This window comes from Salinicola halophyticus (assembly GCF_003206695.1).
In the GTDB taxonomy this organism is placed as follows: Bacteria; Pseudomonadota; Gammaproteobacteria; order Pseudomonadales; family Halomonadaceae; genus Salinicola; species Salinicola halophyticus.
Map to the genome: position 1 here is coordinate 109,582 of NZ_PZJN01000001.1, position 17,509 is coordinate 127,090.

16 protein-coding genes are annotated in these 17,509 nt (G+C 64.2%); 7 read left to right on the forward strand and 9 right to left on the reverse strand.

Features of this window, described 5'->3' with window-relative positions; translation table 11 throughout:
* Positions 1 to 86 precede the first annotated feature (86 nt).
* The 4 genes from DOM58_RS00455 to DOM58_RS00470 form a co-directional block, all read right to left on the reverse strand.
* Positions 87 to 575, reverse strand: a complete 489-nt coding sequence (locus DOM58_RS00455) for a thioesterase family protein (RefSeq protein WP_245392091.1) — start codon at positions 573 to 575, stop codon at positions 87 to 89.
* A gap of 17 nt (positions 576 to 592) precedes the next feature.
* A complete protein-coding gene (locus DOM58_RS00460; RefSeq protein ID WP_110691356.1) occupies positions 593 to 1,564 on the reverse strand; it encodes a 3-hydroxyacyl-CoA dehydrogenase NAD-binding domain-containing protein in 972 nt (323 codons plus the stop codon).
* Between the two features lie 264 nt (positions 1,565 to 1,828).
* The gene (locus tag DOM58_RS00465) at positions 1,829 to 2,710 is read right to left on the reverse strand and encodes a beta-keto acid cleavage family enzyme (protein ID WP_075562993.1); all 882 of its coding nucleotides are present in this window, start codon (positions 2,708 to 2,710) and stop codon (positions 1,829 to 1,831) included.
* A 214-nt stretch (positions 2,711 to 2,924) separates the two neighbouring features.
* On the reverse strand, positions 2,925 to 3,944 hold the full coding sequence (locus DOM58_RS00470; RefSeq protein WP_110691357.1) for a GlxA family transcriptional regulator: 1,020 nt from the start codon (positions 3,942 to 3,944) through the stop codon (positions 2,925 to 2,927).
* A 95-nt stretch (positions 3,945 to 4,039) separates the two neighbouring features.
* Here DOM58_RS00470 and tmpA point away from each other — a divergent pair, with 95 nt between their 5' ends.
* The 5 genes from tmpA (at position 4,040) to argC (ending at position 9,258) form a co-directional block, all read left to right on the forward strand.
* Positions 4,040 to 5,167: a 2-trimethylaminoethylphosphonate dioxygenase gene (gene tmpA, locus DOM58_RS00475; RefSeq protein WP_110691358.1), complete on the forward strand. Its 1,128-nt coding sequence runs from the start codon at positions 4,040 to 4,042 to the stop codon at positions 5,165 to 5,167.
* Positions 5,164 to 5,742 carry an HD domain-containing protein gene (locus DOM58_RS00480; protein WP_110691359.1) on the forward strand — a complete coding sequence of 193 codons (579 nt, stop codon included), beginning with the start codon at positions 5,164 to 5,166 and terminating at the stop codon, positions 5,740 to 5,742. Before tmpA ends, DOM58_RS00480 begins: the two co-directional genes overlap by 4 nt.
* 144 nt (positions 5,743 to 5,886) lie before the next feature.
* Positions 5,887 to 6,843: an ABC transporter substrate-binding protein gene (locus DOM58_RS00485; protein ID WP_245392092.1), complete on the forward strand. Its 957-nt coding sequence runs from the start codon at positions 5,887 to 5,889 to the stop codon at positions 6,841 to 6,843.
* A gap of 152 nt (positions 6,844 to 6,995) precedes the next feature.
* Positions 6,996 to 8,216, forward strand: coding sequence for a pyridoxal phosphate-dependent aminotransferase (locus DOM58_RS00490; RefSeq protein WP_110691360.1), 1,221 nt, complete (start codon positions 6,996 to 6,998; stop codon positions 8,214 to 8,216).
* Between the two features lie 64 nt (positions 8,217 to 8,280).
* Positions 8,281 to 9,258 (forward strand): N-acetyl-gamma-glutamyl-phosphate reductase, encoded by a 978-nt coding sequence (gene argC, locus DOM58_RS00495; protein ID WP_110691361.1) that lies wholly within the window; start codon positions 8,281 to 8,283, stop codon positions 9,256 to 9,258.
* 92 nt (positions 9,259 to 9,350) lie between these two features.
* On the opposite strand, the gene DOM58_RS00500 is transcribed toward argC, so the two are convergent.
* The 4 genes from DOM58_RS00500 to DOM58_RS00515 form a co-directional block, all read right to left on the reverse strand.
* Positions 9,351 to 10,235: an NAD(P)-dependent oxidoreductase gene (locus tag DOM58_RS00500; RefSeq protein ID WP_075562988.1), complete on the reverse strand. Its 885-nt coding sequence runs from the start codon at positions 10,233 to 10,235 to the stop codon at positions 9,351 to 9,353.
* 133 nt (positions 10,236 to 10,368) lie between these two features.
* A complete protein-coding gene (locus tag DOM58_RS00505) occupies positions 10,369 to 10,884 on the reverse strand; it encodes a cupin domain-containing protein (protein ID WP_075562987.1) in 516 nt (171 codons plus the stop codon).
* 76 nt (positions 10,885 to 10,960) lie between these two features.
* Positions 10,961 to 12,196: an MFS transporter gene (locus DOM58_RS00510; protein ID WP_110691362.1), complete on the reverse strand. Its 1,236-nt coding sequence runs from the start codon at positions 12,194 to 12,196 to the stop codon at positions 10,961 to 10,963.
* A 103-nt stretch (positions 12,197 to 12,299) separates the two neighbouring features.
* The gene (locus DOM58_RS00515; RefSeq protein ID WP_110691363.1) at positions 12,300 to 12,989 is read right to left on the reverse strand and encodes a DUF4396 domain-containing protein; all 690 of its coding nucleotides are present in this window, start codon (positions 12,987 to 12,989) and stop codon (positions 12,300 to 12,302) included.
* 297 nt (positions 12,990 to 13,286) lie between these two features.
* Here DOM58_RS00515 and fucP point away from each other — a divergent pair, with 297 nt between their 5' ends.
* Positions 13,287 to 14,585 carry an L-fucose:H+ symporter permease gene (fucP, locus tag DOM58_RS00520; RefSeq protein WP_075562983.1) on the forward strand — a complete coding sequence of 433 codons (1,299 nt, stop codon included), beginning with the start codon at positions 13,287 to 13,289 and terminating at the stop codon, positions 14,583 to 14,585.
* An 88-nt stretch (positions 14,586 to 14,673) separates the two neighbouring features.
* Here fucP and DOM58_RS00525 read toward each other — a convergent pair whose 3' ends face one another.
* Positions 14,674 to 15,522, reverse strand: coding sequence for an oxidoreductase (locus DOM58_RS00525; RefSeq protein ID WP_110691364.1), 849 nt, complete (start codon positions 15,520 to 15,522; stop codon positions 14,674 to 14,676).
* 414 nt (positions 15,523 to 15,936) lie between these two features.
* Here DOM58_RS00525 and DOM58_RS00530 point away from each other — a divergent pair, with 414 nt between their 5' ends.
* Positions 15,937 to 17,490 (forward strand): DHA2 family efflux MFS transporter permease subunit, encoded by a 1,554-nt coding sequence (locus tag DOM58_RS00530; protein WP_110691365.1) that lies wholly within the window; start codon positions 15,937 to 15,939, stop codon positions 17,488 to 17,490.
* Positions 17,491 to 17,509 lie beyond the last annotated feature (19 nt).

A 17,509-nucleotide genomic window follows, 5' to 3' on the forward strand; every position in this document is an offset into this window, starting at 1 on the left:
CCGGAGCCCGACTCATTCCTCCCAAAACGCAAAGACCCCGCTGTTTCCAGCGGGGTCGATGGTGTTTCAAACAGCCGAGGAAACGGTCAGCGCCGGATCCCGATCTTGCGGCCGGCTGCCCTCGGCCATTCGTCTCCGGCTTTCGGTAGCGCCTCGACGCTCGCGGCCACCGGCTCGGGGAAGGCGCCAGGGCGACCGCTTTCGATGTCGATCCCCATCAGCATCTGCTCGCTGGTCGCCAGGGTATCGCCATCAGCGTTAGTCAGCGTGAACAGCACGTGCAGGCGTTTGGCGTCGCTGTCGAGCAGCGTCAGCGCCACGCTCAGCGCTTCGCCGCGATGCGCCTGCTGGCGATAGCAGAGATGGGTCTCGAGGGTATAGATCGTGTAGCCGTGCTCGGCGCGACCGGCCTCGTCGAGACCGACGCGATCCATCAACGCCTCCACCGCCAGCGAGAACACGCGGGCGTATTCGGCATCGTTCATGTGGCCGTTATAGTCGACCCAGGCGTCCTGCACCCGGGTCTTGAACAGCGGATCATCCGGAATCGTGGTCATCAGAGGCGCCTCGCTCATCAAATCCGTCTCGTTCATTAAATCCGGCCCTGGAGCCCTTCGGCTTCCGGCCAGTATTTCTGCGTCAGTTCGAGCAGCTCGGTCAGGAACGCATCGCGGCGCGTCTCGAGCTCGGCGACGCTGCGCCCGGCGGCCTGATGCTCGCAACCATCGGCGACTTTATCGATCAACTCGTCGGTCAGCTCCGGCGCTTCCAGCTTGGTCCACGGCAGTTTCAGCGCCGGGCCGAACTGGTGAAGCATGTGGCGCATGCCGCCGTCGCCGCCGGCCAGATGGAACGTCAGGAAGGTTCCCATCAACGACCAGCGCAGGCCGCAACCGTAGACCACAGCGGCATCGATCTCTTCGGTGGTTGCCACGCCGTCGTTGACCAGATGCAGCGCCTCGCGCCACAGCGCTTCCATCAAGCGGTCGGCGACATGGCCTTCGATCTCGCGACGCACCACCAGCGGGCGCATGCCCAGTGCGGCGTACTGTGCCTGGGCGCGTTCGATCACCACCGGCGCGGTGTGCTCGCCACCCACCAGCTCCACCAGCGGCAGCAGATAGACCGGGTTGAACGGGTGCGCCACGATCACGCGCCCTGGTGCCCGGGTGCAGGCGGACTGCAGATCGCTCGGCTTGATACCCGAGGTCGACGAACCGATCACCACGTCCAGCGGCGCCAACGCGTCGAGCTGGCTCAACACGTCGTGCTTGAGCGCCAGCCGTTCCGGCACGTTCTCCTGGATCAGCTCGGCCCCTTCTACCGCGGCCTCCAGGGAGTCGACGAAGGTCAGCGCCTTCGGGTCGGCCTCATCGGCCAGCCCGAGCCGTTCGAGCGACGGCCAGGCGCGCTCGACGAACGCACGGGTGCGCTCTGGCGCGGCGGGGTCGAGGTCGAAGGCGGTGACCCGGCAGCCGGCCGCCAGCGCGCGGGCGATCCAGCCGTTGCCGATCACGCCGGTACCGATCACAGCGACATTGCGGGGAAGTTCGGAAGTAGTCATGGATACCTCGCGGGAATAAGGGGATATGTGAAACCGCACGCTCAGCGGCATCGAGCGCGCGATCGCGATGGGCGAAGCGAGCGACGCGCTAGAGGTTCAAGCAGCCGGAGGGGGTTTACAAAGTCGGCGAGCGAGGACAAGACAAGGCAAAATCGGCCGAAAAACGGACCGGGCTGGCGCTCCAGTTTACACGGGGGTAAATGAGCATTTTAAGGCCGATTTTAACGCCGTATTGTCGAGCACAGGCAGTTTGTAAACTTCCTCTCAGGGCTTGCGCAGCGCGAGCGACTCCCGCGTCTGCGCCGGCGTCTGCACCTTGCCGCCGAGATTCTCGGCGATCGTCACTGCGCGCTCGACCAGCTGGGCGTTACTGGCGAAGACGCCCTTGCTCAGGTAGAGGTTGTCTTCCAGGCCAACACGCATGTGCCCACCCATGATCATCGACTGCGCCGCCATCGGGAACTGCTGACGACCGATGCCGAAAGCCGACCAGATCGCGTTTTCCGGCAGCTTGTTGCGCATCGCCAGCATGGTTTCGGTGTCGGCTTCGGCGCCCCAGGGAATGCCCAGGCAGAGCTGGAACAGCGGATCGCCGTCGATCAAACCTTCCTCGACCAGCTGACGCGCGAACCAGACATGGCCCAGATCGAAGCACTCCAGCTCCGGCTTGACCCCGGCCTGCTGGATCAGACGCGCATGCTCGCGCAGCCAGTCGGCGGTGTTGAGATAGACCATGTCGCCGAAGTTGAGGCTGCCGCAGTCCAGCGTGCACAGCTCCGGCAGCAGCTCGCCCACCGGGTGGTGACGTTCGGCCGCGGTCTGCAGATCGGTACCTTCGAGGCCGTGAATCACGCCGTCACGAATCTCGGGAAACAGATCGCCACCGCCGCCGGCCGTGATGTTGATCACCGCATCGACATCGGATTCGCGGATGCGCTCGACGACTTCACGGAAGTGATCCGTCGAGTGGCTGACACCGCCGGTTTCCGGATCGCGCACGTGAAGGTGGACAATGCTGGCGCCGGCGCGGGCGGCGTCCAGCGCGCTGTCGGCGATCTGCTTGGGCGTGACGGGAAGATCCGGATGCTTGCCGGCAGTATCGCCGGCACCGGTTACGGCACAGGTCAAAATGACGTCGCGGTTCATAAGATAACCTCTCGGTCCGACCCCGAGCCGTCAGCGGCGCGGAGCAATGGGTGAGCGCACCGGGTGGTGCGTTGCGATGGGCCCATTGTGGGTGCCGAACCGGCACATTGGTTGCCATGAAACGCCGCGAACTTGACACCGAACGACGACCGCTAATCGGCAACGATGCACGCTAACTGCAAGCAGCGACCGCTAATCGGAAACGACGCCCCGCTCACGGCGAGCGTTTGCCACGCTGTGCCGTGGTTCGTGGCGACTCTCCGAATCGCTCGCGATAGACCCGGGAAAAATGCGCGGGCTGGCCGAACCCGGCCGCCAGCGCGGCCTGGGTCACGCTGGTACGGCTATCGGCGAGAATCTGCTGGGCGCGGTCGAGACGCAGCGAGAGATAGCGCCCTTTCGCCGTCTCGCCCCGATAGCGCTGAAAAAGTCGGTTGAGCTGACGCTGGGATTGGCCGATTCGCTGACAGATGTCGGGAATCGTCAACGGCTGCGCCAGATGGTCCTCCATGATCGCTTCCGCCCGGCGAACGCTGCGGGGGCAATACGCCGGGCCGATATCGACGTTACGCTCATCGTCGATACGTGGTTCGAGACGGGAATGCACCAGCTGGCGGCTCAGGGCAGCCACCAGATTGGCGCCGTGTTCGCGCTCGATGAAGGCCATCATCAGGTCGAGGCTTGCCGCGCCGCCACCACCGGTCAGGCGCTGTCGATCGAAGCGGTAGCGCGCATCGCTGAGTGCCAGTGTCGGAAACTCCTCGACGAACGCCGGGGCACTTTCCCAGTGCAGTGCCGTCTCGTAGCCTTCCAGCAATCCGGCTCGCGCCAGGATGAAGGCGCCGGTGTCGAGTGCGGCGAGCAGCCCGCCGTGGGCGGCAACCCGGCGCAGCACGGCCCACTGTGAAGGCGCCACGGTCGCCTCGGCTTCATAGGAAGCGATGACGAACAGATTATCGAAGATTGGCGTTTCACCCAGTGCAGCGTCGACGTCGACGGTCACGCCGTTGCTGGCGGTCACCGCTTCACCGTCGTTGGAGAACAGCCGCCAAGCGAACAGCGAACGACCGAATCGGTTGGCGACGCGCAGCGGCTCGAGCAGACAATAGAGCGTCAGCATCGAGAATTTGGGCAGCAGCCAGAGATTGACCGTGATGTCCGCTTCGTCCGGCGAAAGCACGGGCGGCAGGTCGGGGCGCGGATAGAGCCATTGCGGCGTCGGATGATCGGTCATGGCGAAAATCCTCGCTGATATGGCCAAAAAACTCAAATCGCCTCGCGTCATACCTCATAGGGTGTCAACACACTGAGACACCAAGAGATGTCGCCATGGACGTTTTCGTCGAGATCATTCCGGAAACCCACGCCCGCCAGCTGAGAGTGATCGTGGATAACCGGGAGACGCGGCTCCACGCGCTGTGGCTGCGCGAGCGCTCGCCGGATGCCGAAACCCTCGATCCGCGCACCGGTCAGCGTCTGATCGAGGCTGCGGCGCTGCCGCTGGACCTGGCACTGGTCGAGGCGAGCTGCCGCGGCGACCGGATCCATCTCGCGTTCAGCGATGGTCATCACGCCGATTTTGCCCTGGGCGACCTTGTTCCCGCGTCGTCGGACGTGATCCACGAACACTGGGATGCATCGTTGGCCGAACTGCCCAGCGCCGATTTCGAGCGCGCCCTCGAGGATGACGGGGCGTTAGCCGCGATGCTGGAATCGCTCGAGCGTTACGGTTTCGTCAAGGTCCGCGGCGTGCCGTTGACGCTTGACGGGATGATGCCGCTGGTGGAGCGCCTGGGGCCACTGCGCCGCACCAATTGGGGCGGCATCGCCGACGTCAAATCGATCGCCGATGCCTATGATCTGACCATGACCCAGCGCGGCCTCGAGCCGCATACCGACAACCCCTACCGCGATCCGATCCCGGGTTATATCTGGCTGCACTGCCTGAGCAACGCCGATAGCGGCGGCGACAGCACGCTGGCCGACGGCTTCATGGCCGCCGAGCGGCTGCGTCGACAAGATCCCGACGCTTTTGATTGCCTGACCCGGATCTCGACGCGGTTCCGCTACGTCGACGACAGCGCGCATCTGGTAAGCGAAGGCCCATTGATCGAACTCGATAGCCGGGGCGAAGTGGTCCGGGTGCGCTACAACAATCGCACCGAGCGCATCCCCCCGCTGCCGCCCGAGCAGTTGGAGCGCTACTACGCTGCCCGGCGCGCCTTCTTCGCCCTGATTACCGATCCCGACCTGACGCTGACGCCCAAACTGGCGCCGGGAGAGATGCTGATCATGGACAACTACCGGCTGTTGCATGGGCGAACCGCATTCCGGCTCAGCCAGGGCGTTCGTCATCTGCGCCAGGGCTACGTCGATCGCGATACCACCGCCAGCCGGCGCCTGATCTTGCGTCGCCAGGCTGGAGCCACCTCACACTCGCGAAAGGAGTCCGCATGAGCGCCAACTTCACCCGTTTCGATAACAGCCAGGCGGAAGACTGGCGCGAGATCGACGCGCATTTTCGTGACTATCGCGAAGGCGTCGTCGAGCGCGTCGTCACGCATCTGCTGCGCCTCGAGGGCGATACCCACGGCTATCCGGTCGATCGCTACACCCACTGCCTGCAGACGGCGACCCGCGCCGAACGCGCCGGCGCCGATGACGAAACCATCGTCTGCGCCCTGCTCCACGATATCGGCGACGACCTGGCGCCGGACAATCACGCCGAGATCGCGGCGGCGATCCTGGAGCCGTTCATCGACCCGTTGAACGTGTGGATGATTCGTCATCACGAGCTGTTTCAGGGCTATCATTATCGCCACTTCTACGGACTGGACCGCCACGTTCGCGACGACTACCGCGGTCATCCCGGCTACGAACGCACGGTGCGTTTCTGCGACAAGTGGGACCAGACCTCGTTCGATCCCGACTACGACACGCTTCCCCTCGAGCACTTCCGCCCGCTGCTCGAGCGGGTGCTGGCGCGCCCGCCGTACGAAGGCGAAGGTCTGCCCAGCGTGGCGACCGGCTGAGCCCAGCGCTGGCTGGCCGTAACGCCTTGCTCTCACAACAACGATCTACTCTCACAACGATCTGCTTTCACAACAACGACCAGCTCTCACGACAACGATCTGCTCTACATAACGACCTACTCTACACAACGACGAGGAGTCACCATGACACTGCGCCCCGCGCTTCTGGCCGCCACGCTACTGCCGCTATCGCTAATGACCGTATCGATGGCGGTTTTCGCTCAGAGCCCGCAGCAGGACAAGGCCGACAGCGTCAATTTCGTCGTTCCGCCTTGGCCCGGCGTCACCGTCAAGACCGAGGTTTTCAGCCAGTTGATCGCACCGCTCGGCTACGACAGCGAGACCCAGGAGGTCAGCAGTACGGTCGGCTATCAGACGCTCCAGACCGGCGATAGCGACGTGTTCCTGGCCGGCTGGATCCCGGCCCAGCAGGAGAGCCATGACGAGGCCATGGCCAGTGGCAAGATCGAGGATCTCGGCAACAACGTCACCGGTGCGCGGATGGGCTTCGCGGTACCGGGTTACGTCTACGACGCGGGGATCCACAGCGCCGAGGACCTGGACGCACATCGCGACCGCTTCGACGGCCGCTTCTACTCGATCGAATCCGGCTCGACGGTCAGCACCTTCATTCATGACGCGCAGGACCAGGACGTCTACGGCCTGGGCGACTGGCAGATCCTCGACTCCTCGACGCCGGGCATGCTGTCGGAAGTGAAAGCGGCCCACGAGGCCAAGCGCTGGATCGTCTGGTACGGCTGGACCCCGCACTGGATGGCGCCGGCCTACGACATGCACATTCTCGATGATCCTGAGTCCGTCTACGGCCCCGACAACGGCAAGAGCGACGTGCGCACCATCGTCAACAAGGACTTCGCCGAGGCCAATCCGAATCTGCTCAAGCTGCTCGAGCAGTTCACGCTCACCGCCGACGAACAGAGCGAATTCATCGACGGTTACGGGCGTCAGGAACGCTCGGCCAGGGATGTCGCCCGCCAATGGTTGCAGGATCATCCCGAGCGAGTTGCCGAGTTCCTCGGCGGGGTGAAAACCCGCGATGGCCAACCGGCGCTGGACGCCGTCGAAGCCAGCCTGCGATAAATCCGCCAGATTGCCCGAGAACTCGGGATCAGGGTTGAGCGACTGCCAGCCGCCGGACGGGGTCTCGCCATCCGGCGGCTGTTCGTCGGGACGCGTAACCGTTAGTCTGCTCTGTTATCAGTAGGCTTTCGATTCGCGACCTGGGAACCGCCATGAACTACTCCGCCCTGACACAGCGCATCGCCGGCGAAGGTGCCAGCGCCTGGAACATCCACTTTCGCGCCAAGGCGCGCCAGGCCCGCGGTGAAGACGTCATCATCCTGTCGGTGGGCGATCCCGATTTCGACACGCCGCCCTCCATCGTCGACGCCGCCGTGACCAGTCTGCGCAGCGGCGCCACCCATTACGCCGATGTTCAGGGCAAGCTGGCGCTGCGCGAGCGTATTGCCACCTTTCACCGTGCCCATGGCGGCCACGCAGACGCGAGCGCGGACAATGTCGCCGTGCTCGCCGGCGCGCAGTGCGGCCTCTATGCCACGGCGCAGTGCTTGCTCGACCCGGATGACGAGGTGATCATTCCCGAACCGGCCTACGTCACCTATGAAGCCGTGGTCCAGGCCACCGGCGCCGTGCCGGTCTGGGTCCCGTTGCCTGCCGACGAGGGCTTCCAGCCGCGGACGGCCGACATCGCCGCGGCGATCACCCCGCGCACCAAGGCGATCCTGATCAACAGCCCGCACAACCCCACCGGCCAGTGCCTGACGCCGGCGATGTGGGAGTCGATCGCCACGCTGTGCCGCGAGCGAGATCTATGGCTGATCGTCGATGCCGTCTACGCTGATCTGATCTTCGAGGGCGAGCACGCAAGCCCCGATAGTCTGCCGGGCATGCGCGAGCGCACTGTGGTGATCAGCAGTCTGTCGAAATCCCACGCCATGACTGGGTGGCGGCTCGGCTGGGTCGTCGGCCCGCCGGCGTTGATGTCGCATCTGGTCAACCTCGCGCTCTGCATGCTCTACGGATGTCAGCCGTTCATTCAGGACGCCGCCATCGCCGCATTCGACGAGCCACCGGCGGCACTCGCCACGATGCGCAAGACCTACCGCCAGCGCCGCGATGCGGTGGTCGAGACGCTACGCGATAGCGAGGTGGTTGCCACGCTGCCGCCAGCCGCCGGGATGTTCATGATGATCGATATCCGCGCCACCGGTCTCAGCACGCACGCCTTCGCGGATCGTCTGCTCGATGAGCACGGGGTCTCGGTACTCGCGGGCGAGGCTTTCGGCCCTTCCGCTGGGGGTTTCGTGCGGCTGAGCCTGACCGTGGACGCCGAGCGCCTGCGCGAGGCGTGCCGACGGATCGAACGCTGCGCCCAGGAATGTCAGGGTGAATCCCGGCTGGCGGCCCGGCCGCTCGACGGCATGACAACCTGACGCGAAAACCGCACAATATCGCGATCACGACATCGTCAAAGACCCACGGCAGGAAAGCACGCTCATGGCATCCAAGGGCTCATTCAAGGTTTATGTCGACGGACAGGAAGGGACCACCGGCCTGCGGCTGTTCGATTATCTTCAGGCACGCGACGATATCGAACTGCTGCGTATCGACAGCGACAGGCGCAAGGACCCGGTCGAGCGCGCACGGCTGCTGAATGCCGCCGATGTCGCGTTCCTGTGCCTGCCGGACGCCGCCTCCCGCGAAGCCGCGGCGATGGTCGAGAATCCGGACACCTGCCTGATCGACGCCAGCACCGCTTTCCGTACCGATCCCGACTGGGCCTACGGGCTGCCGGAGCTGGATGACGGCCAACGCGATCGGATTCGCGCCAGCAAGCGCATCGCCAACGTCGGCTGTCACGCCAGCGCGTTCATTCTGCTGGTGCGGCCGCTGGTGGATGCCGGGCTGCTGCCGGCGGACTATCCGCTATCCGCCTTTTCGCTGACCGGCTACAGCGGTGGCGGGAAGGCCATGATCGCCGAGTACCAGGCCGCTCTCGACGAAAAGCCCAACGGCGGCGACCGCCTGAGCGCGCCGCGCCCCTATGCCATGGCACTCGGCCACAAGCACCTGCCGGAGATGCAACAGCATGGCCGGCTGGCGCAGCCGCCGGTGTTCTCACCGATCGTCGGCCCGTTCCTGAAAGGCCTGATGGTCAGCGTGCCGCTGCAGCTTTCTCATCTTGGCGCGGGGACCCGGGCGGAAGATCTGCTTGATGCCTACCGCGCGCACTACGCCGATGAACCTTTCGTCCGGGTGTGGCCGTTCGAGGACATAGACAATCTAGAAAACGGCTTCTTCGACGTGCAGGGCGCCAACGAGACCAATCGCGTCGATCTGTTCGTGTTCGGCAACGAAGAGCGCGTCTGCCTGGTGTCGCGGCTCGACAATCTCGGCAAGGGCGCCGCCGGGTCCGCTGTACAGAACATGAACGTGCACCTCGGCGTGGACGAAATGACGGGCCTTAGCATCTGACGCGAACCTCGCCGGGCCTGGATTTCATCGATCCAGACCCGGCGAGTTCAGGGTTGTATCCTGTCGAGGGTCAGTCTGTGAGCGCCGATCAATTAGCGGCGATACGTTTCCAGAAACGCATAGATCGCCGCGATATCCTGCTCGCCATGCCCTGCATTGACGGCATCGAACCAGAGATTGCGGATATGGGAAAGCGACGGCAGCGCCTTGTCGTCGCCCGCCTCCAGTGCCAGCCCGAGATCTTTCAGCCCCCACTGCATCGCCATCTGCGGATCGAATTCGCCGCTGGCAATCATGTCCATCTTGAGCTTCATGTAGGGCGTGGCCAGCGGGCCACCCTCGAGCACCTGCCAGAGATCGTCGGTGGTGAAGCCGAGCGTATCGGCAAGCTGCGCGGTCTCGGCGATGCCCTGCATCATCGAGATCAACCAGGCGTTGATGACGACCTTCATCCGCGCGCCCTGCCCGGCCTGTCCCAGCCACTGGGTCTTGTTGCCCAGCACCTCGAAGACCGGCTCGACCACGGTGCCCGCGCGATCACGATCGCCGCTGGCCAGAATGGCGATCTTACCCTGCTGCGCCGGCGCTTTGGTGCCGGAAACCGGCGCGTCGATGAACACGACGTCACTGCGCGCGTCACCGACTTCAGCGATCAGCCGGTCGGTTTCGGCCACGCCCAGCGTGCCCATCTGGATCAATATCGCGCCTTCCGTCATCGCGGCCAGCGCGCCGTCGTCGCTCAACAGCACATCCCGCGTCACCGTGAGGTCGGGGAGCATCGTGATTACGGCCTGGGCCTGAGCCACCGCATCGGCGGGAGACTCGGCAAGGCGCGCGCCATTCTCGACGAGGCCGCTGGCCTTGCCGGGAGAGCGGTTCCAAACCGCTACATCAAAGCCGGCTTGCAGGAGATTGGCGGCGAAGGCATGGCCCATGGCACCCAGGCCCAGCACGGCAATGGAACGAGAATCGGACATCGGAGTGTTCCTCGAGAAAAGTGTAGGCTGCTAATCACACAGGAAACTATAGACGAAAGTCACATCCTTCAAGCTCAAGGCCCGATTTCAACGCGATGCCCTTCCGCTATCGTTCCCTTGCCTTGGCGCCTTTTTAATGATGACCGCGCCATAGCGACAACAGCGCCCCGCCGACGGGATCGTCGTCGGGCAACGCGACCGCAGCCACCCGGCGGCGGGCGGCATCGAGTTGGCCGGGCTCTCCGCGCTCTACCTCCCACGACTGCCCCGGCGGATAGGCGCCGACCATGGTGAAGTCATCGCTGGCCTCGAGACAGGCATGACCGACGCCCGCCGGCAGCACCAGCACGTCGCCTGCAGCGATATCGTGCTCGCGGCCGTTGGGGCCGCCCAGGCGAATATGCGCTCGGCCACGGAAGACGCCCAGCGCCTCGTGCGCGGTGGAATGGAAATGATCGAAATCGTAGAGCCCATAGCGCCACTGTGGCGGCCATTGGTGACGAGCGAACAGCGCCTCGAAACCGGCGGCCGGATCCGACTCGGAGGCGTCGAGAACCTGACGGTAGATCAACACCGGCAGCGACGAGTTGGGAAAGCCGCTGGCCTCATCGGCGTCGAACGTGTGCGTTTCGGGTTGCGGCGTCGCCATGACGTTCTCCCTGAGTCTGGATCATCGATTCGACAAATAGCTTAGGAGACGCTCGCCGACTCGTCATTCGGGCTAATCATTCGGACTCGCCATTCGGGCTCGCCGACATCGGCATCCGGTAGACCGCGATCAGACTGAGGCCGGCGAACAGCAGCATCGGCCACAGCGCGAGGTTCGGGTTCGAGTATGCCTCCGCGAGCCAGCCGCCCAGCATCGGCATGACAAAGGCCAGGGAGTAGCCGACGAAGGACATGCCGGCGGTCAGCGAGGCCACCGCCTCCCCGCGTTCCAGACACGGCGGCAACGCCATGATCAGCGTGAGTTCCAAGGTAATGCCGAAACCGGAAATCACCAGCGCGATCAGCGCCGGCCAGCCCTCCATCCCCAGAAAACCGACCAGCCCCAGCACCCCGAGCGCGGCGAAGATCCCCAGCGGCCGACGGCGGGTGATCCAGCGGCGCCCCCGCCACAACATGACCAGCGACGCCGCCAGCGGGCTGGCGTTGTAGAACAGCAGCGCCAGCGTCAGCAGGCCAGCCTCCCCGCGAGCGTCGAGGACGGTGCTGAGATAGGCGTTGGTGGCCATGAAGATCCCGATCGACGCCGCCAGCGGCACGCCCATCAGCCATACCCGTGACGAGCGCAACGACATCGAACGGGAAGGCACCGTCTCGGATGCGGCCGCGACCTTGCGATGTCGCAAGCTCTGGCGAAGACGCATCGCCAGCAACGCGACGATCACCAGCGCCGGCAACGACCACAACAGCAGCGCCCACTGCCAGCTATCGCCGGCCAACGCCAGCAAGACGGGGCGCGTGCCTCCCGCGCCGATCAATTCGCCCACCGTCATGCCGTTGAGATAGATCGCGCTGCCCAGCCCCAGATGGCTCGGCGTCCAGTCCCGCAGCAACGCGGGCACCGTGACCTGCATCACCGCCAGCCCCAGACCCATGACGACCGACGCCGTAAACAGAACGGGGGCACAGAGCGTCAGCCCCCGTGCCGCGGAGCCCAGGGCCACGATCGCCAGCGCCAGCGTCAATGCCTGCAGCATGCCGATACGCCGGGCGAATCGGACCGCCAGCATCATGCTCAACGCCAGCACCACGTAAGGCACCGTCGTCAGTGCCCCGACTGCCGCACTGCCCAGCGACAGCGACTCAGCGATATCCCCGGCCAGCGGTGGTGCGATCAGGATCGGCAAGCGCATGTACAGACCGACCAACCACAGCAGCGTCAGCGCGCCCCAGGGCAGGGCCGAATCGACGATCGATGCAGGAAGAAGAGATCGCGTACGCGAACGCAGAGCCATGCGGCCACCTGATGAGCGAGCGCCCGCAAAAGCCGGGCGCGATGAAGGAGCCTCGGCACGATATCAGAATCGTGACCCGCCATCTGCGCCGTTCGTGCCGGTGTCACATGCCGTGCTTGATTCCGCGGTCGATCAATACCCAATTGGCCGGGTAGGACGTGGCGAAGCCGATCAGCATCGCGATCTGCATCATGAACCAGAACGGCGCCGTGAACGCGTTCATCTCCCCCATCCAACCGTAAAGCGCGACCAGCATCCAGACGTACATGCCGATCTGGAAGGCGATCAGTGACAGCGTATCGGCCTTGATCGCGTCTCTCAGCGCCGCGCCGGGGCCTGAATCGCTCATTGCCCGAATCGGCCAATACTGGAACAGCACGCCGAACAGATAGGCGCCGATGAACGCGAGCACGAAATGCCCCAGCACCGCGGAGCCCAGCAGGGCGAAGCCGGTGGCCGTGGCGATCGGGGCCGTCACCACGTCGCCCAGCGTGCAGCCGCCGCCGCAGTGGGTGGCGGAGACGAAAACGCTCTGCCACTTGGGCTTGTCACCGCCGTGATGTTCATGGCCGCCGCGCTGTTCGTGGGCTTGATGCGCCTGCTCCCATTTAGTCGGCGCTCGGCCCATTCGGCGATAGGCCCACCAGCCGAACACCGGCATGTAGAGCCCGGTAATCGGCCAGGTCAGATTCATGATCGCCATGGGCTGGGGGCGCTTCAAAACATCGACGGCAATGATCAGTGCCGTCGCGATACCCAGCAGCAGAAAGACCCATGACCAGAAAATCAGCATTATTGCCCTCCTTGGCGATGTCTCGGCTATCCATGTCCGCGATATGCCCGCGATCGAGTGGTCGCGCTCTTTCGAAGATGGCTTCAGGTATAGAAACGTTCGGCGACTTCAACAAGCGAGGTCCCGGACCCAGGTTCGCGCCTTCATATGGAGCATTCCATTACCGTTCTAATAATGAACAGCTGCTTTATAAGCCGCCTCTCTTAATGCATTATCTTGTCCAGCCAGCGCGCTGACACGATCAACGTCGGGGCAACGGCCCATTCTCTGGACACTTCATCACAGGATTCTCCTAACATGTCCGAAACGCACAGACCCAATTACCGCAGCGCGCTGACCGTCGTCACGACGATCTTTTTCATGTGGGGTTTCATCACCTGTCTCAATGACATTCTGATTCCCCACCTGAAAGCGGTCTTCTCGCTGAACTACACCCAGACCATGCTGATCCAGTTCACCTTCTTCGGCGCGTATTTCATCATGTCGCTGCCGATGGGCAAGGTGCTCGCCAGGATCGGTTACAAGAACGCCATCAGCCTGGGACTGTTGATCGCCGCCGTAGGCGCGGTGATGTTCTATCCGGCGGCGCGGGCGCCCTCGTATCCGCTGTTTCTGACCGCGCTGTTCGTGCTGGCCAGCGGCGTCACCATGCTGCAGGTCGCGGCCAACCCCTATGTCAGTCTGCTGGGGGCCGAGGGCTCCGCTTCGAGCCGGCTCAATCTGGCCCAGGCGTTCAATTCGCTGGGCACCACGCTGGCCCCGTACTTCGGGGGCATGCTGATCCTTGGCGCCGCGGTGCTGGGGGCCAGTGAGCTCGCCGACATGTCCAGCGCCGACCGAATGGCCTACAAGGTTCAGCAGGCCCAGAGCGTGCAGCTGCCCTACCTGCTGCTGGCCGGCGTACTCGCTGTTCTGGCGGTGGTGATCTATCTGTGGAAGCTGCCCAATTTCAAGGATCAGGCCCGCGACGATAGCCCCACCGAGAACGTCACTGCCGCCCAGGCCTTGCGTCACCCGCATGTGCTGTTCGGCGTCATCGGCATCTTTGCCTACGTGGGTGCGGAGGTTTCCATCGGCAGCTTCCTGATCAACTACATCTCTCTGCCGGACATCGGCAACATGAGCGAAAGCAGCGCCGCCAGCTACGTTGCCTATTACTGGGGCGGCGCCATGATCGGTCGCTTCATCGGCTCGGCGCTGATGCAGAAGATTCGCCCCAGCCTGATGCTGGGCGTGTTCGCCATCGTTGCGGCCCTGCTGACCGCCGCTACCATGCTGACCTCCGGTCATATCGCCATGTGGAGCATCGTCGCCATCGGCCTGTTCAATTCGATCATGTTCCCGACCATCTTCACGCTGGGTATCGCCAAGCTCGGCCCGCTGACCAGCAAGGCGTCGAGCCTGCTGATCATGGCGATCGTCGGCGGCGCCATCCTGCCGGTGGCCCAGGGCGCGATCGCCGATACCGTTGGCATTCATCACGCCTTCGTGCTGCCGCTGATCTGCTATCTGTTCATCGCCTTCTACGGCTTCCGCGGCTCGCGGGTCATCAATCCGCACCCCGCCGCTCAAGGTGAAGCCAACGCTTATTCGTGAACGCCCACCCGTCAACGACAAACGCCCNNGGGCGTTTGTCGTTGGGAACGTCGTTGCCTACGTTCCGGTCATCCGTTTCCGACGGCTTTCACTTGCCCGGATAGTCGGTCGCTTCCCCGACCGCTCGCCACTCGCGAATCTCCGCCAGCCGCTCCTCGAGATTCTCGATCACCTTGTCGACACCCCAGGCCCCCAGCACCAGATGACGCGGCGGCTGCGGCTGCGCGACCAGATCCATCATCGCCTGAGCGGCACGCACCGGATCGCCCGGCTGCTTGCCGCTGTTGCTGCTGGTTCCTGCCATGCGCGCCTTGGCCGTCTCGGCGTAGTCGTCGATCTTGCTCGGTGTCTGCTGCAGCGAGCGTCCGGCCCAATCGGTGCGAAACGGCCCCGGTTCGACACAGGTGACGCGAATGCCCAGCGGCCCGACCTCGGCCTTGAGCGAATCCGACCAACCTTCCACCGCGTGCTTGCTGGCAGCGTAGTAACCGGAACCTGGAAACTCGATGAAGCCGGCCACCGAGCTGATGCTGATGACGTGTCCGGCACGGCGTTCGCGCATGCCGGGCAGCACCGCTCGCGTCACCGCGAACAGACCGAAGACGTTGGCGTCGAACTGCGCTCGAATCGCGCTCTCTTCGCCCTCCTCGCAGGAAGCCTGATAGCCGTACCCGGCATTGTTGACCAGCACATCGATCCGGCCGAACTTGTCGTTCGCCGCCGCGACGACCTCATCGATCTGCGCCGCATCGGTGACATCCAGCGCCAGCGCGAGAACGCGATCTTCGGCGCCTTCGACCAGATCCGCCACACGCTCGCGGGAACGCGCCGTCGCGATGACTTTCCCGCCCTGCTCGATGATCAACTTGGCCAGTTCGCGGCCGAAACCGGTGGAACATCCCGTGATCAACCACACGGGAGAATCGGGCATGGCCATGCAATACCTCCTTTCGAATATCGAGAACACGAGCTGTCGAAAACACGACGCCACGGGAAATAGATCATGACCGTTTGGCAGCGCCGTCGGTGAACGTGAGTCTCTAGCGTAGACGATCCCCACGGCAACCGATGCCGCCGCCAAGGCCCGATTCGGCGTCCGACGAGTGCCAACGCTTCGTTCTTCGTGCGAGAGCCGGTTATCGTGCGACCTTAGTCGCAAGCACCTTGAAAGTCATACAACCAAGTCGGGATAATCGCTTAGCGAGCAAAAAATAGACGCGTTATCGATTCGCCTGCTTCCTTCATTGCCCGATCTTTGCAAGCTGCATTTTGCCTCCTGCACCGTTCAAGGATACCCATTGCCCTTCACCCATCGGATCGCCGTCGCCATCGATACTTCGGATGATGACGCATGACCCAGGTCGAGCAGCTTTTCGAGCGCTACGGTCCACGCTATCGGCTGTGGGTGACGTTGACCGTGATGCTGGGCCTGGTGGCGCTGGGCATGTCGATCACCATCGTCAACGTGGCCATCCCCTACATCAAGGGCGCCTTCGGCATGAGCGACTCGCAGGTCCAGTGGCTGTCTACCGGCTTTCTGGCCTCGACCACCGTGTCGCTGCTGGTCGCGCCGTGGCTGGTGGCCGCCGTCGGTCAGCGAGCCACCTTCGTAGGATTGCTGCTGACGTTCATCGCAGCCTCGATCCTCGGCGGCCTGGGCCAGGGCATGGCGGCGCTGGTGGCGGCGAGGATCGTCCAGGGCGGCATGACCGGGTTGATTCGCCCGGTCGCCATGCAGGCGCTGTTCGCCGTCTATCCGCCTGAGGGGCGGGGCATGGCGACCGCCATGTACGGCATGTGCCTGGGCCTGCCGCTGACGCTGGCGACCGTCGTCGGTGGCTGGCTGGTCGAACATTTCACCTGGCGCTACGTGTTCTTCGTCACGCTGCCCATCTGCGCCGCCGCGATCGTGATGGGTCTGTTCTTCCTGCCCACCCGCGAACAGAAGGGTCCGCGCCCCCCCTTCGACTGGGCCGGTGTGGTGCTGCTGTTCGTGGCCGTGTTTTCGCTACTCGCGGCGCTTTCCAACGGCCAGCGCTGGGGCTGGCACGATCCTCGCGTTCCCGAGCTGATACTGGTCTCGGTGCTCTGCGGGGCCACGTTCATCGCCTGGCAGAATCGCGCCAGACACCCCCTGCTCGAGCTGGCGATCTTCCGCAACCGCCTGTTCGTCGTCGGCACCCTGGCGATGTGCCTGTTCGGCGGCACCTTCTACGGCATCATGTACCTGCTGCCGCAATTCGTGCAGGGAGTGCTGCACTACAGCCCGATCACGGCCGGCCAGATATTCCTGCCCTCCACCGCTGTGCTGGGCATTCTGGTACCGCTGGTGGGCTGGCTGAGCGATCGCTACCCGCCGCACTGGATCACGCTGCCTGGCCTCGCCTGCACGCTGTTCTCGGTATGGCTGATGGCGCAGATGGACTGGAATACCTCGTTCGTCTATCTCGCCATGGCGATGGGCGTTCTCTCCATCGGCATGGCGTCATTCCCGCCGCCGACGTTATCCAACGCCATTGCCGGCCTACCCGCCCACCTCACCGGTCATGGTTCGGGCGCGATCAACTTTGCGCTGCAGCTGGGAGGCGCGCTGGGCACGGCGGGGCTGGTCATCCTGCTCGATCGTCAGACCGCCTATCACGGCCAGCTCCTGAATGCCGGCGTCAACGCGGGTAACGCCATCGCCCGTCAGCAGCTGGGCCAGTTGACCGAGATGGTGGGCCGACTCGGCGTACCGGAAACCCATCAACCGGCCATGGCCGGCTATCTGATGGGCCGCATCGAGGCGATCTGGGCCTCGATATACGCCTATCAGGACGGCTTCTGGATCCTGATCGGGAGCCTGTTTCTGGTGGTGATCCCGTCGATACTGCTCAGCCGCTGGCGAGGCATGTCCCGCGCCTGATATTGCTGACCGCCTTTCG

Excerpts from the sequence above, each read along its gene's own strand:
- DOM58_RS00500 (WP_075562988.1), bottom strand. The coding sequence starts at position 10,235 with ATGTCCGATTCTCGTTCCATTGCCGTGCTGGGCCTGGGTGCCATGGGC.
- DOM58_RS00465 (WP_075562993.1), bottom strand. The coding sequence starts at position 2,710 with ATGAACCGCGACGTCATTTTGACCTGTGCCGTAACCGGTGCCGGCGAT.
- fucP (WP_075562983.1), top strand. The coding sequence starts at position 13,287 with ATGTCCGAAACGCACAGACCCAATTACCGCAGCGCGCTGACCGTCGTC.
- DOM58_RS00505 (WP_075562987.1), bottom strand. The coding sequence starts at position 10,884 with ATGGCGACGCCGCAACCCGAAACGCACACGTTCGACGCCGATGAGGCC.
- DOM58_RS00525 (WP_110691364.1), bottom strand. The coding sequence starts at position 15,522 with ATGGCCATGCCCGATTCTCCCGTGTGGTTGATCACGGGATGTTCCACC.
- argC (WP_110691361.1), top strand. The coding sequence starts at position 8,281 with ATGGCATCCAAGGGCTCATTCAAGGTTTATGTCGACGGACAGGAAGGG.
- DOM58_RS00455 (WP_245392091.1), bottom strand. The coding sequence starts at position 575 with ATGAGCGAGGCGCCTCTGATGACCACGATTCCGGATGATCCGCTGTTC.
- DOM58_RS00460 (WP_110691356.1), bottom strand. The coding sequence starts at position 1,564 with ATGACTACTTCCGAACTTCCCCGCAATGTCGCTGTGATCGGTACCGGC.
- DOM58_RS00480 (WP_110691359.1), top strand. The coding sequence starts at position 5,164 with ATGAGCGCCAACTTCACCCGTTTCGATAACAGCCAGGCGGAAGACTGG.
- DOM58_RS00515 (WP_110691363.1), bottom strand. The coding sequence starts at position 12,989 with ATGCTGATTTTCTGGTCATGGGTCTTTCTGCTGCTGGGTATCGCGACG.
- DOM58_RS00470 (WP_110691357.1), bottom strand. The coding sequence starts at position 3,944 with ATGACCGATCATCCGACGCCGCAATGGCTCTATCCGCGCCCCGACCTG.
- DOM58_RS00485 (WP_245392092.1), top strand. The coding sequence starts at position 5,887 with ATGACACTGCGCCCCGCGCTTCTGGCCGCCACGCTACTGCCGCTATCG.
- DOM58_RS00510 (WP_110691362.1), bottom strand. The coding sequence starts at position 12,196 with ATGGCTCTGCGTTCGCGTACGCGATCTCTTCTTCCTGCATCGATCGTC.
- DOM58_RS00490 (WP_110691360.1), top strand. The coding sequence starts at position 6,996 with ATGAACTACTCCGCCCTGACACAGCGCATCGCCGGCGAAGGTGCCAGC.
- DOM58_RS00530 (WP_110691365.1), top strand. The coding sequence starts at position 15,937 with ATGACCCAGGTCGAGCAGCTTTTCGAGCGCTACGGTCCACGCTATCGG.
- tmpA (WP_110691358.1), top strand. The coding sequence starts at position 4,040 with ATGGACGTTTTCGTCGAGATCATTCCGGAAACCCACGCCCGCCAGCTG.